Origin of the sequence: Pseudomonas fuscovaginae SE-1, assembly GCF_000364705.1 — a bacterium.
Taxonomy (GTDB): domain Bacteria; phylum Pseudomonadota; class Gammaproteobacteria; order Pseudomonadales; family Pseudomonadaceae; genus Aquipseudomonas; species Aquipseudomonas fuscovaginae_A.
The window spans coordinates 35,149-48,078 of record NZ_AQOH01000054.1 but is presented as its reverse complement, the minus strand read 5'-3'; the positions used below and the strand labels follow the sequence as shown (position 1 = coordinate 48,078).

At 64.4% G+C, this 12,930-nt stretch carries 15 protein-coding genes and 1 other RNA gene; 8 read left to right on the top strand and 8 right to left on the bottom strand.

Annotated features, from left to right (window positions below; translation table 11 throughout):
- Nucleotides 1–207: 207 nt before the first annotated feature.
- The 5 genes from K675_RS0106260 to K675_RS0106235 form a co-directional block, all read right to left on the bottom strand.
- Nucleotides 208–1,209 (bottom strand): extracellular solute-binding protein, encoded by a 1,002-nt coding sequence (locus K675_RS0106260; protein WP_017902656.1) that lies wholly within the window; start codon nt 1,207–1,209, stop codon nt 208–210.
- Between the two features lie 116 nt (nt 1,210–1,325).
- A complete protein-coding gene (locus K675_RS0106255) occupies nt 1,326–2,543 on the bottom strand; it encodes a 2-octaprenyl-3-methyl-6-methoxy-1,4-benzoquinol hydroxylase (RefSeq protein WP_198291617.1) in 1,218 nt (405 codons plus the stop codon).
- Between the two features lie 178 nt (nt 2,544–2,721).
- Nucleotides 2,722–3,909, bottom strand: coding sequence for a 2-octaprenyl-6-methoxyphenyl hydroxylase (gene ubiH, locus K675_RS0106245; protein WP_017902653.1), 1,188 nt, complete (start codon nt 3,907–3,909; stop codon nt 2,722–2,724).
- Entirely contained in the window at nt 3,906–5,240 is a 1,335-nt protein-coding gene (pepP, locus tag K675_RS0106240) for a Xaa-Pro aminopeptidase (RefSeq protein ID WP_017902652.1), read from the bottom strand. The genes ubiH and pepP overlap by 4 nt, the downstream gene beginning before the upstream one ends.
- A 26-nt stretch (nt 5,241–5,266) precedes the next feature.
- On the bottom strand, nt 5,267–5,821 hold the full coding sequence (locus tag K675_RS0106235; protein ID WP_017902651.1) for a YecA family protein: 555 nt from the start codon (nt 5,819–5,821) through the stop codon (nt 5,267–5,269).
- 224 nt (nt 5,822–6,045) lie between these two features.
- Here K675_RS0106235 and K675_RS0106230 point away from each other — a divergent pair, with 224 nt between their 5' ends.
- The 4 genes from K675_RS0106230 (at nt 6,046) to K675_RS0106220 (ending at nt 7,469) form a co-directional block, all read left to right on the top strand.
- A complete protein-coding gene (locus tag K675_RS0106230; RefSeq protein ID WP_010448091.1) occupies nt 6,046–6,255 on the top strand; it encodes a TIGR02449 family protein in 210 nt (69 codons plus the stop codon).
- Entirely contained in the window at nt 6,252–6,569 is a 318-nt protein-coding gene (locus K675_RS0106225; RefSeq protein WP_017902650.1) for a cell division protein ZapA, read from the top strand. Before K675_RS0106230 ends, K675_RS0106225 begins: the two co-directional genes overlap by 4 nt.
- 30 nt (nt 6,570–6,599) lie before the next feature.
- A non-coding RNA gene (ssrS, locus tag K675_RS32100) (6S RNA) lies at nt 6,600–6,778 on the top strand.
- A gap of 85 nt (nt 6,779–6,863) precedes the next feature.
- Nucleotides 6,864–7,469 (top strand): 5-formyltetrahydrofolate cyclo-ligase, encoded by a 606-nt coding sequence (locus K675_RS0106220; RefSeq protein WP_017902649.1) that lies wholly within the window; start codon nt 6,864–6,866, stop codon nt 7,467–7,469.
- A 51-nt stretch (nt 7,470–7,520) separates the two neighbouring features.
- Here K675_RS0106220 and K675_RS30450 read toward each other — a convergent pair whose 3' ends face one another.
- The gene (locus K675_RS30450) at nt 7,521–7,751 is read right to left on the bottom strand and encodes a hypothetical protein (protein ID WP_017902648.1); all 231 of its coding nucleotides are present in this window, start codon (nt 7,749–7,751) and stop codon (nt 7,521–7,523) included.
- A gap of 110 nt (nt 7,752–7,861) precedes the next feature.
- Here K675_RS30450 and K675_RS0106210 point away from each other — a divergent pair, with 110 nt between their 5' ends.
- Nucleotides 7,862–8,311, top strand: a complete 450-nt coding sequence (locus tag K675_RS0106210; RefSeq protein ID WP_017902647.1) for an EVE domain-containing protein — start codon at nt 7,862–7,864, stop codon at nt 8,309–8,311.
- 126 nt (nt 8,312–8,437) lie between these two features.
- Here K675_RS0106210 and K675_RS0106205 read toward each other — a convergent pair whose 3' ends face one another.
- Nucleotides 8,438–8,851 carry a flagellar basal body-associated protein FliL gene (locus tag K675_RS0106205; RefSeq protein WP_017902646.1) on the bottom strand — a complete coding sequence of 138 codons (414 nt, stop codon included), beginning with the start codon at nt 8,849–8,851 and terminating at the stop codon, nt 8,438–8,440.
- Between the two features lie 158 nt (nt 8,852–9,009).
- On the opposite strand from K675_RS0106205, the gene K675_RS0106200 reads away from it, so the two are divergent.
- The 3 genes from K675_RS0106200 (at nt 9,010) to glpT (ending at nt 12,203) form a co-directional block, all read left to right on the top strand.
- Nucleotides 9,010–9,987: an NADPH:quinone oxidoreductase family protein gene (locus tag K675_RS0106200; protein WP_017902645.1), complete on the top strand. Its 978-nt coding sequence runs from the start codon at nt 9,010–9,012 to the stop codon at nt 9,985–9,987.
- A gap of 103 nt (nt 9,988–10,090) precedes the next feature.
- Nucleotides 10,091–10,699 carry a hypothetical protein gene (locus K675_RS0106195; RefSeq protein ID WP_017902644.1) on the top strand — a complete coding sequence of 203 codons (609 nt, stop codon included), beginning with the start codon at nt 10,091–10,093 and terminating at the stop codon, nt 10,697–10,699.
- Nucleotides 10,700–10,853: 154 nt separating this feature from the next.
- On the top strand, nt 10,854–12,203 hold the full coding sequence (glpT, locus tag K675_RS0106190) for a glycerol-3-phosphate transporter (protein WP_017902643.1): 1,350 nt from the start codon (nt 10,854–10,856) through the stop codon (nt 12,201–12,203).
- Nucleotides 12,204–12,271: 68 nt separating this feature from the next.
- Here glpT and K675_RS0106185 read toward each other — a convergent pair whose 3' ends face one another.
- Nucleotides 12,272–12,919, bottom strand: a complete 648-nt coding sequence (locus K675_RS0106185; protein WP_026144976.1) for a gamma-glutamylcyclotransferase — start codon at nt 12,917–12,919, stop codon at nt 12,272–12,274.
- Between the last annotated feature and the right edge of the window lie 11 nt (nt 12,920–12,930).

Genomic DNA, 12,930 nt, shown 5'->3' with positions numbered 1-12,930 from the left:
GGCGAGCGGGCTTGCCCGCGCTGGGGCGCGAAGCGGCCCTGAAACCAGCTACCGCGCTCTACCTGATGCAGCGCAGTAGCCGATTTTGCGGCTGCGTTGCAGCCGAGCTCGGGCAAGCCCGCTCGCCACACAAGCCTGTAACCACACGGAGCGGTTAACCAAGCCCGATCAACACAAGTAGGCGCCCCGCCAGGCGCCAGTGCCGGCTCAGTTCCAGCCGGCACGGTCCATCAGGCGGATCGCCTCGGCCTGGCGCTTGCCGGCAATCTCCACCGGCAGGGCGTCGGGGACGAACTTGCCCCAGCTCGCCACTTCCGCCGACGGCGGCACCGCCGGGTTGGCCGGGAACTCCTGGTTCACGTCGGCGAAGATGCGTTGGGCCTCCGGCGTAGTCATCCACTCCACCAGTGCCTTGGCCGCTTCCGGGTGCGGGGCATGCCTGGTCAGGCCGATCCCCGACAGGTTCACGTGCACGCCACGGTCGCCCTGGTTCGGCCAGAACAGCTTCACCGCCAGGTTCGGGTTCTGCTTGTGCAGGCGCCCGTAGTAGTAGGTGTTGACGATCCCGACGTCGCACTGCCCGGCGTTGATCGCCTCGAGCACCGCGATGTCATCGGAGAACACGTCGGTGGACAGGTTGTTCACCCAGCCCTTGAGGATCTGCTCGGTCTTTTGCGCACCATGGACTTCGATCAGGGTGGCGGTCAGCGACTGGTTGTAGACCTTTTTCGCCGTGCGCAGGCACAGGCGGCCTTCCCATTGCTTGTCGGCCAGCGCCTCGTAGGTGGTCAGGTCGGTCGGCTTCACCCGCTCGGTCGAGTAGGCCAGGGTCCGCGCACGCAGGCTCAAGCCGGTCCACTGGTGGGCCGAGGAGCGGTACTGCAGCGGAATGTTGCTGTCGATGGTCTTGGAGGTGAACGGCTGCAGGATGCCCATCTGCTCGGCCTGCCAGAGGTTGCCGGCATCGACGGTCAGCAGCAGGTCGGCGGTGGCGTTCTCGCCCTCGGCCTTGATCCGCTGCATCAGCGGCGCTTCCTTGTCGGTGATGAACTTCACCTTGACCCCGGTCTTCTGGGTATAGGCGTCGAACACCGGCTTGATCAACTCGTCGATCCGCGAGGAGTAGACCACCACTTCATCGGCAGCGTGGGCGGCGCCCGCCACCAGGGTCAGGGCCAGGGCTGTCAGTAGACGCTTCGGTACCGGCATGGGAGCGTTCCTTCGGATTCGGAATGAGCGCGAAATGATAAGGACTCACATTTACGCGCTCAACCGAAGTCGGAACGGAGGCGTTACCAGATGTTGCACGATCCCCTGGAAACGCCTCAGGCCCTGGCCAGCTCCGGCAGGTCGCCCGTCAAACCCAACGCCTGGCGCACGAACAGCGCCTTGGCCTCGGGCATCTGCTCGACCATTTTCAAGCCGGCGTTGCGCAACCAGCGCAACGGCAGCGGATCGGCCTGGAACAGCCGCTCGAAGCCCTCCATCGCCGCCATCAACCCCAGGTTGTGGGGCATGCGCCGGCGCTCGAAGCGGCTGAGCACCTTCACACTGGCCAGCCGCTCACCGCGCTCGATCGCCCGCAGCAGCACTTCGGCCAGGACCGCGGCATCGAGGAAACCCAGGTTCACGCCCTGTCCCGCCAGCGGGTGGATGGTGTGGGCCGCATCGCCGATCAATGCCAACCCCTCGGCGACATAACGCTTGGCGTGGCGTTGGCGCAGGGGCACGCAGACTCGCGGGTCAACGGCGAGCACCTCGCCGAGACGCCCCTCGAAGGCGCGCTCCAGCTCTTGGCGGAAGGCTGTTTCATCCAGCGCCATCAGGCGCTCGGCTTCGCCCGGGGTGGTCGACCAGACGATCGAGCACCAGTCCTGCTGGCCATCACGCTCCAGCGGCAGGAACGCCAGCGGGCCGTCATCGGTGAAACGCTGCCAGGCGGTCATCCGGTGCGGCTTGCCGCTGCGCACGCTGGTGACGATGGCATGGTGCATGTAGTCCCATTCCCGCGTTGCACAACCGGCCAGGCGCCGTACCGCCGAGTTGGCACCATCGGCGGCCACCACCAGCGGTGCCCGCAGCTTGCGGCCATCGGCCAGGGTCAGCAGCCAGTCATCGCCCGAACGGCGCATCTGCTCCAGCCGCGCATTGGCCAGAAGGCCCACGTCGCAGTCGTGCAGACGATCGAGCAAGGCATCCTGGACCACCCGGTTCTCGACGATATGCCCGAGCACCTCGGCATGCACGCTGGCCGCCGAGAAGTGGATCTGCCCGGTGCCGCTGCCGTCCCAGACCTGCATGTCGCGGTAGGGGCTGGCACGCCGGCCGGCAATACCCGGCCAGACGTCCAGACGCTCGAGAATGCGCTGGCTGGCAGCCGACAGGGCGCTCACCCGGGGTTCGAACGGCGCCCGCGGATCGAACGGTTTGACACTCATCGGCCCGCCATCGAGCAGCAGCACCTGCAGGCCGCTGCCCTTCAACGCCAGGGCCAGGGCACTGCCCACCATCCCGGCCCCGACAATCAGCACATCTGCGCGCATTTCCATGCTTCAAGCCTTAAAAGTTATGTAGGAGCGTGGCTTGCCCGCGAAGCTTTCGGCGGCCTTGATGCCCTCTTCGCCGACGGCGCGATGCAGCTGTCGTACCGCGTCATCGTTGATCGCCAGCAAGCGGAGCGCCGCCCGGCCGGCTCCCACGGGATGTGAAGTGGTTGGCCGGTCAGACATCGGCACGCGTTCCCAGGCCCATGGCCTGGCGGGCGAACCAGCGCTTGGCCGGTGGTAGCAAATCGAGGCCCAACAGGCCGAGGTTGCGCCCCAGCGCGACCAGCGGCTGGCCACTGCCGAACAACCGGGTGACCCGGTCCGAGAAGCCGACAGTCAGCGTCTGGTCCAGGCGCTGGCGTTCCTGGTAGCCGCGCAGGGTGGCAAAGTCGCCCAGCGGCGCCTCGCTGGCCAGCAGGGCCTCGGCCAGGGCCTGGGCATCACGCAATGACAGGTTGAAACCCTGCCCGGCGATCGGGTGCAGGCTGTGCGCGGCATTGCCCAGCACCGCCAGGTGCGGACGAACCTGCTCCTCGGCCTCCACCAGCGTCAGCGGATACAGGTGTCGCGCACCGACCTGCTTCAGGGTGCCCAGGCGATAACCGAACACACCCTGCAACTCGCTAAGGAAACTGCGTTCGTCCAGCGCCGCGAGCCGCTGGGCGTCCATTCCGGGGCGGGTCCAGACCAGCGCACAACGGTTGTCCGGCAACGGCAGCAAGGCCATCGGCCCTTCCTCGGTGAACCGCTCGAAGGCCATGCCATGATGGGCTTCGCTCGGCGAAATGTTGGCGATCAGCGCGCTCTGGTTGTACGGCCGCTTGCGTACGCCGATGCCCAACTGCTCGCGCAGGCCGGAGCGGCCGCCATCGGCCAGCACCGCCAGGTCGCAATCGAGCACGGTCTCATCGTTGAGGCTCAGGCGATAGCCGTCCTCCAATGGTTGCAGGCGAGTCACCTCGGCCGGGCAGCGCCAACTGACCACCTCCCGATCCAGCCCCTGCCAGAGGCATTGGCCGAGCCAGGCGTTTTCCACCACATAGCCAAGGGCCGGCACGCCCTCCTCCATGGCCGACAGCCGCGCCGTGGAAAAACGGCCGCGGTCGGACACGTGAATCTGCTTGATCGGCTCGGCGCGCTGGGCAATCGACTGCCACAGGCCGAGCCGCTGGTAGATCTGCCGGGAGCCGAAGGACAGCGCCGAGGACCGGGCGTCGTAGCTCGGCTGGTAGCTGTCGCCGGGAGCGAAGGGTTCGATCAGCACGATCTTCCAGCCGCGCGCCTTGGCCCCGGCCTGAAGTGCCAGGGCCAGGCTGGCACCGACCAGGCCGCCGCCGATGATCGCCAGGTTGACCCGGCTCATGCTGCCGACACCCGGGCAGCGGCCATCAGGGCCTCGATCTCGGCCACGGTCTTGGGCACGCCGCCAGTCAGAATTTCACAACCTTGCCGGGTCACCACCACGTCGTCCTCGATGCGCACGCCAATGCCGCGCCATTTCTTCGCCACATTCTGGTTGTCGGGGGAGATGTAGATCCCCGGCTCCACCGTCAGCGCCATGCCGACTTCCAGCACGCGCCATTGGTCGCCGACCTTGTAGTCGCCGACATCATGCACATCCATCCCCAGCCAATGGCCGGCGCGATGCATGTAGAAGGCCCGGTAGGCCTCGCTTTCGATCAGTTCGTCGACGTCGCCTTCCAGCAACCCCAGCTCCACCAGCCCGCGGGTGATCACCCGCACCGTGGCTTCGTGGGCCTGGTTCCAGTGCTTGTTCGGGGCGATCTCGGCAAACGCCGCTTCCTGGGCCGCCAGCACCAGTTCGTAGATCGCCTTCTGCTCGGGCGAAAACTTGCCGCTGACCGGCCAGGTCCGGGTGATATCGCTGGCATAGCAGTCGATCTCACAGCCGGCATCGATCAGCACCAGGTCCCCATCGCGCAGCACGGCGTCATTCTGCTGGTAATGCAGGATGCAACTGTTGCGCCCGGCGGCGACGATCGAGCCGTAGGCCGGCATCTTCGACCCACCCTTGCGGAACTCGTAGTCCAGCTCGGCTTCCAGGCTGAACTCATGCAACCCGGCCCGTGCCGCCTGCATGGCCCGCACATGGGCACGGGCGGAAATCGCCGCGGCCTCGCGCATGACCTTCACTTCCGCTGCCGATTTATACAGGCGCATGTCGTGCAGCAGATGATCCAGGGCAACGAATTCGTTCGGCGGTTGCGCGCCGAGGTGCGCCTTGGAGCGGATCACGTTGATCCAGTCCATCACGTGCCGGTCGAATTCCGGATTGCTGCCCATTGCCGAATACACCCGGTCGCGCCCTTCGATCAGGCCTGGCAGGATGTCGTCGATATCATTGATGGGAAATGCGTCGTCCGCCCCGTAGTCGCGGATCGCGCCCTCCTGGCCGGCACGCAGGCCGTCCCAGAGTTCGCGCTCGGCGTTGCGTTCGCGACAGAACAGCACGTATTCGCCATGGGCCCGGCCGGGAATCAGCACGATCACCGCCTGGGGCTCGGGAAAACCGCTGAGGTACTGGAAATCGCTGTCCTGGCGATAGACATGCTCGACATCGCGGTTGCGGATCATCACCGCCGCCGCCGGCAGGATCGCGATGCTGTTGGGTTCCATCCGCGCCATCAACGCCTTGCGACGCCGGGCGTATTCCGCTTTGGGGATATGGGTCATGGGCAGACGGAACTCCCTGTTCGCACTCAGTGCAGCGAAGGCTTGGCCGCCGGCTCGGCCGGCCTGTTGACCTCGGTGAACAGCAGCAGCGGCGCGACACGCAGGTACTCCATGACCTCCATGTAGTCGTTCTCGCCGTCGTCGGACTCTTCCAGGGCGTCCTGGACCTGGGCAATGGCGGCCAGGTCCTGCAGCACCTCGGTGGCCTCGATGCTCAGGGCATTGGCGCGGTAGGTCAGGCCGAAACCGGCGAGGAAGCCCTGACACCACTGGCCCAGGGCGGCGGCACGCTCGGTCAGCGGTGCGTCGTCGCTGGGCAGCAGCAGGACCACGGTCATGTCGTCGCTGGTCAGTTCGCCCTTGACCATCTCCTGCAGGCCGATCAGGGCGTTACGCACGTTGTCCTGGGGTTCGCCTTCGAGCAGCTCGGCGGCATCCACCAGCCAGCTGTCGGCCTCGAAGCCGGCACCGGCACAACTGCGACCGAGCAACAGGCCATGCAGTTCGGCCGGCGACACCGGATGGCCGTTGCTGCTCAACAGGGTGGCAAAGGCGTTATAGGGGGAATTCTGAATAGGCATGGGCGGCTAGGCGCCGAACGGCGCAATGTCTAGAATGAAGGCCTTGTATCCTAGCATTCGGGGACCCGCCAAGACCATCGAGGCGGACAACTCGTTTGCCAGGGTCTGGACGAAATGTTTTCAACGCAGTCTGGTCGAGCACAGATACATTTCGTACAGAGCCTAAGCGCTCCAGTCACGACCGCTCATCAGTCATATTCAGTCGACATCAAAGTAGATAACGAATGGAAGACAACGACCTGCACGCGCTGATGGCCAGACTCGAACTGTTGATTACCCGGGTCGAGCAACTAAAAAGCCAAAATGGACTCCTATTAGCTCAGGAAAAGACCTGGCGCGAGGAGCGCGCACACCTTATTGAAAAGAACGAAATCGCCCGGCGCAAGGTTGAATCGATGATTGCGCGCCTCAAGGCCCTGGAGCAAGACTCATGAGTTCAAGCAATAACGTTACCGTGCAGATACTCGACAAAGAGTACTCGATCATCTGTCCCCAGGAAGAGCGCAGCAACCTGGTGAGCGCCGCGCGCTATCTGGACGGCAAGATGCGCGAGATCCGCAGCAGCGGCAAGGTGATCGGTGCCGACCGCATCGCCGTGATGGCCGCGCTGAACATCACCCACGACCTGCTGCACAAGCAGGAGCGTCCGGACGTGCAGGCCAGCAGTTCGACACGCGAACAGGTGCGTGACCTGCTGGAACGGGTCGATCTGGCGCTGTCTTCCGATTCGGACACCAGCAAAGGCTGATTCCCACAGCCCTTTCAGTTATACTGGCATCACTCCCTGGGGTGCTTGCCAGTTGACGATGTCCCTGAGCCGATTTGCACTACCCTGGAATTTGCACGTTGGGCCGGTGTGCATGTCCGCTAGACGGAAAGCCTTAACGCCTACTGCACCTTCCACCTTGAACTTTCGGGTTCAAGGGCTAAGTCGACAGCGGTTCATCCGGGGAGCCTGACTTCCAGGCCAGTGTCGGCACATGCCGACATTCGCCTTCACGGGCTGCCGTCCTGGCCGCTCCACTGCCTACAGCACGAATCCATGACCGAACCTGCGCCGCCTTCCCGCCCGCAACTTCGACGGCTGCTGCGCAAGGCGCGTCGCGCCCTCACGCCCAGCGAGCAACGCCAGGCTGCACGCGGCCTGTATCGGCAATTGGCGCAACACCCCCTGTTCCGCCAGGCCCGCCATGTTTCCCTGTACCTGCCGAACGACGGTGAAATCGATCCGCGCCTGCTGCTGCGCGAGGCCCAGCGCCGGGGCAAGCATACCTATCTGCCGGTGTTGAGCGCCTGGCCGCGGACCAAGATGGTGTTTCAGCGGGTTCGCCCCGGGGAAAAACTGCGGCCCAACCGCTTCCGCATTCTCGAACCACGGATCAACCCGGCCGCCCAGCGCAAGGTCTGGGCGCTCGACCTGGTGCTGCTGCCGCTGGTCGGTTTCGACCCGCTCGGCGGGCGCCTGGGCATGGGCGGAGGTTTCTACGATCGCAGCCTGGCCTACCAGTCGCGCCGCAAGAGCTGGCGCAAGCCAACGCTGCTGGGGCTGGCCCATGAATGTCAGAAAGTGGCGAGACTGGATCAGGCCAGTTGGGATGTGCCGCTGCGCGCAACGGTCACGGACAGTGCGTGGTATATCGCAGGCTGAAACGAGTGGAACAAAGGCGTCAACGCGAATGGCGACGCCCTTCTGGCGCAATCAACGCTTGAACAGGGTCGACTGCTGGGGCTGCTGCTGGGCGATCTCGACCGGAGCGTCCTTCTTGCCGGACCACAGGCCCTGGGCATAACCCGTTGTCACCACCCCCAAACCGAACAAAATAACCAAAGTCCATAGTAGATCCGGTTTGCGTTTCATCGATTGCCCCCCTAGGCAAATCACATACGATGACAGCAGCGGTTTGATGATTAGGCCGTGCAGCAGCGTCAAGCTTAAAATCCCGGCATTTTGCGATAACGTGAACCACTACGCAAACGCTGGCGTCAACCGACCGTCGGTTTGTGTGAAATTGCCCGACAAACTGCCCAAGGAGCACCACCATGGCCTACTGGCTGATGAAATCCGAGCCCGACGAACTCTCGATCGAAGGCTTGGCCAAGCTGGGCGAGACCCGCTGGGACGGGGTACGCAACTACCAGGCGCGCAACTTCCTGCGGGCGATGGCGGTGGGCGACGAGTTCTTCTTCTATCACTCCAGTTGCCCGGAGCCGGGGATCGCCGGGATCGGCAGGATCGTCGAGGCGGCCTACCCGGACCCGACGGCACTGGACCCGCAAAGCCACTACCACGACCCCAAGGCCACGACCGAGAAGAATCCCTGGAGTGCGCTGCAGGTCGGGCATGTCGAGACCTTCGCCAGGGTACTCGGGCTCGGCTACCTGAAACAGCAGGCCGCACTGGCGCAAATGCCACTGGTGCAAAAAGGTAGCCGCCTGTCGGTGATGCCGGTGACGGCGGAGCAGTGGGCAGCCGTGTTGGCCTTGCGCTGACGCCCTATTGTGGGGGCAGGCTTGCTGGCGATAGCGGGGGATCAGGAGACTCCACGCTGACTGAAAAATCGCTATCGCCAGCAAGCCGGCTCCTACAGGTGCGGCGTGGCACCAGAGAAGCCCGGGTTACTGCACGATCAGGTTGTTGAACAGCAGGTCTTCCACCTGCGGCTTGCCGGTCTCGTCGGTCAGCACCTGCTGGACCTGCTTGAGGGCTTCCTGGCGCATCTTTTCCTTGGCCTCGACGTTGCTCATCGAGTCCACGGTCTGCTGGGCGAACAGCGCCACCAGCTGGTTGCGGATCAGCGGCTCGTTGGCCTTGACCGCCTGGGCCGCCGCATCACCGGTCACACGCACCGCCACGTCGGCCTTGTAGACCTTGAGCTTCGGAGTGCCGTCCAGGCCATAGTTGCCCACGAATGGCGGGCTCAGGCTGATATAGCTGACCTTGGGCGCCGCGCCCTCGCCTTCCTTGGCTTCTTCCGCCATTGTCGCCATCGGCAGCGACAAGGCCACCATCAACATGATCCACGCTTTCACGATTCGCTCCTCAATCCAGATTGCGGTCTAGCATAGCGAGCCGTGCCAGATAGCCCAAGCACAAAGCTTATAGGCGACTATCAGGCCAGGGCATGCTCGTTGACCCTTCGACTCACACTCCTACACTTATCGGCCATCACTCCCAAAGGAATAGCCCGATGAAAGCCGTACTGTGCAAAGCCTTCGGCACTGCCGAAACGCTGGTGCTGGAGGAAATCGCGAGTCCGACGCCGAAGAAGAACGAAATCCTGCTGCAGGTGCATGCCGCCGGGGTGAACTTCCCGGATACGCTGATCATCGAGGGCAAATACCAGTTCAAGCCGCCCTTCCCGTTCTCGCCCGGTGGCGAGGCCGCCGGCGTGGTCACGGCCGTGGGAGAGAAGGTCAGCCACCTCAAGGTCGGAGACCGGGTCATGGCCCTGACCGGTTGGGGCAGCTTCGCCGAGGAAGTGGCGGTACCCGCCTACAACGTACTGCCGATCCCCGCCACGATGGACTTCACCAACGCCGCCGCCTTCAGCATGACCTACGGCACCTCGATGCATGCGCTCAAGCAACGCGCGCAGTTGCAGCCCGGGGAGACCCTGCTGGTACTCGGCGCCTCCGGCGGTGTCGGCCTGGCGGCGGTGGAGATCGGCAAGGCGATGGGTGCGCGGGTGATCGCCGCCGCCAGCAGCGCCGACAAGCTCGCCGTGGCCAAGGCCGCCGGCGCCGATGAGCTGATCAACTACAGCGAAACCAGCCTCAAGGACGAGATCAAGCGCCTGACCGATGGCAACGGCGCCGACGTGATCTACGACCCGGTAGGCGGCGACCTGTTCGACCAGGCCGTGCGCTCCATTGCCTGGAACGGCCGGCTTCTGGTGGTCGGCTTCGCCAGCGGGCGCATCCCCGAGCTGCCGGTGAACCTGGCGCTGCTCAAGGGCGCCGCGGTGGTCGGGGTGTTCTGGGGCTCCTTCGCCCAGCGCCAGCCACAGGACAATGCGGCGAACTTCCAGCAACTGTTCGCCTGGTTCGCCGAGGGCAAGCTCAAGCCGCTGGTGTCGCGGACCTATCCGCTGGCCGAAGCGGCCCGCGCCATCGATGAGCTTGGCCAGCGCAAAGCCGTGGGCAAGGTGGTGGTCCAGGTCCGCTGACACAGGTTTCATCCGGCCCTCGCGCCGAACAAGGCTATATTCAGCCCCATGGACCGACAGCGCCCAGCCCGGGCGCTGCTCCCGATCCCATGGAGGCACATCAATGATTGCGCTGCTGCACAAACTGCTACCCGGCGCCCTGCTGTTGTCGGCGCTGATACTGCCCGTCACGGCCCAGGCCCAGAAGACGCAGGGCCTGCGCGACACCACCGTGCTGATCGTCCGGCACGCGGAAAAACCCGACCAGGGCCGCGGCCTGAGCCCCAGGGGCGAACAACGCGCCCAGGCCTACGCCAGCTACTTCGACCCGCTCGAACTCAAGGGCCAGGACCTGATACCGCAACGCCTGATCGCCACCCGCGACAGCAAGGAAAGCGACCGCCCGCGCCTGACCCTCACCCCGCTCGCCCAGCGCCTGCAACTGCCGATCGAACAACCGTACGCCGACGACCAGGTCGACAAGCTGGTCAAGTCACTGGGCAAGGACAACCCGGCACCGGTGCTGCTGATCGCCTGGCATCACGGCCATATCGACAACCTGATCGAGGCCTTTGGCGGCGACACGAAAAAGCTGCTCGGCCACAAGCACTGGCCGGATGACGTCTACGACTGGCTGCTGGTCCTGCGTTTCGATGATCAGGGCAAACTGGTCGAATCGCGCAGCGAAAAGATCCAGGAACACCTGCTGCCCGGCGATGGCGGCCCACCCTGAAAACGTCCTTCACTTAATCCTTCGCGACATGTTCAAAAAACAACATCAAGAATGCTCCATTTCTTACATTTGTAGATGAGAAAGCCTGCTATTTTCGGTAACGAAAATGTAACATTCGCATCCGCAGTCAAAACAAGAAATCTGGAGCTCTTGAATGTTTGCCTTCTTTCGACCTGCCGCACACCGGGCTCCCCTGCCCGAGGAAAAAATCGACAGCACCTACCGACGCCTGCGCTGGCAGATTTTCGCCGGGATCTTCTTCGGCTATGCCGGTTACTACCTGCTGCGCAAGAACTTCTCGCTGGCCATGCCGTACCTGATCGAACAGGGCTATAGCCGTGGCGACCTGGGTGTGGCGATGTCGGCGATCGCCATCGCCTACGGCCTGTCGAAGTTTCTCATGGGCCTGGTGTCCGACCGCTCCAACCCGCGCTACTTCCTGACCTTCGGCCTGCTGATCTCTGCGGCGGTGATGTTCATTTTCGGTTTCGCACCCTGGGCCACGTCCAGCGTCACCATGATGTTCATCCTGCTGTTCATCAACGGCTGGGCCCAGGGTATGGGCTGGCCGCCGAGCGGACGGACCATGGTGCACTGGTGGTCGCAAAAGGAACGCGGCGGCGTGGTCTCGGTGTGGAACGTCGCGCATAACGTCGGCGGTGGCCTGATCGGCCCGCTGTTCCTGCTCGGCATGGGCTGGTTCAATGACTGGCACGCGGCGTTCTACGTACCGGCGACCGTAGCCCTGGCCGTTGCGGCATTCGCTTTCATCACCATGCGCGATACCCCGCAGTCGGTCGGCCTGCCGCCCGTCGAGAAGTACAAGAACGATTACCCCGAAGGCTACGACGCCAGCCACGAAAGCGAGTTCAGCGCCAAGGAAATCTTCGTCAAGTACGTGTTGCGCAACAAGATGCTCTGGTACATCGCCATGGCCAACGTCTTCGTCTACCTGTTGCGCTACGGCGTCCTGGACTGGGCGCCGACCTACCTCAAGGAAGCCAAGCACTTCGACGTCGACAAGACCTCCTGGGCCTATTTCTTCTACGAATGGGCGGGGATTCCGGGCACACTGCTGTGCGGCTGGATGTCGGACAAGATCTTCCGGGGCAACCGTGCCCTGACCGGCATGGTATTCATGGGCCTGGTGACCGTGGCGACGCTGGTGTACTGGCTCAACCCGGCCGGCCATCCGACCATCGACATGATCGCGCTGTTCTCCATCGGTTTCCTGATCTACGGCCCGGTCATGCTGATCGGCCTGCAGGCGCTGGAACTGGCGCCGAAGAAAGCCGCGGGCACCGCTGCCGGCTTCACCGGCCTGTTCGGCTACCTGGGCGGCTCGGTCGCCGCGAGCGCGGCGATGGGCTACACCGTGGACCACTTCGGCTGGGATGGCGGCTTCGTCCTGCTGGTGGCGGCCTGCCTGCTGGCCATGGCCTTCCTGGCGCCGACACTGCGGCACACCCGCGCGGTCAGCGAGAGCCGTAGCGCCATCGCGTAACCCACCTCTCCCTGTGGGAGCGCCGCCCGGCCGTCTCCCACAGGGACAATCCCATGTGTGCAGCGGGTTCAGTGCGAGCCCGAGCGACAGCGCTTGAGTCGCGCCTCCAGGTTTCGGTCCGGCATGGCGTGGCTGCGCAAGGCGCTGGCGGTCTGCTCGACATAGTCGCGGGTAGTGCCGTAGCGCCCGCAGGCGCTTTGCAGTACCTGGGTCAGAACGCTGTCGGGCAGGTTGCCGGCGTAGCTGGGCAGATGCCGCTCCAGGACGAAACCCAGCGCCTGCACGGTCTGCCCGGTTTCCAACCGGCAATTGAGCCAATGCGGCCGATAGGACGGCACCGGCATCTCGCGCTGCCACAGGGCATAGAGCGACGCCTCCAGCTGATCCTCCGGCAGCCGGTAGGCAAAGCCGCTGCAGGAGCCGCCACGGTCCAGGCCGAACACCAGCCCGGGCAACTCCGGCGTGCCGCGATGCTCATGGGACCACAGGTACAGGCCACGGTGATAGCCGTGCACCCGACCCCGCACGCGCTCCACCGCCGAACACTCCGGCCGCCAGATCAGCGAACCGTAGGCAAACAGCCAGACCGGACCACCCTTGTGCCGGGCCATCGTGGCCTGCATCGAGCTGAGCAATTGTTCGTGGGTCAGTTGCGCCCCCAGCTCAAGGCGCGGCGGATAAGCCAAACCCGATAACACAGGATCTGTAGCAGCCATGACGAATCGCG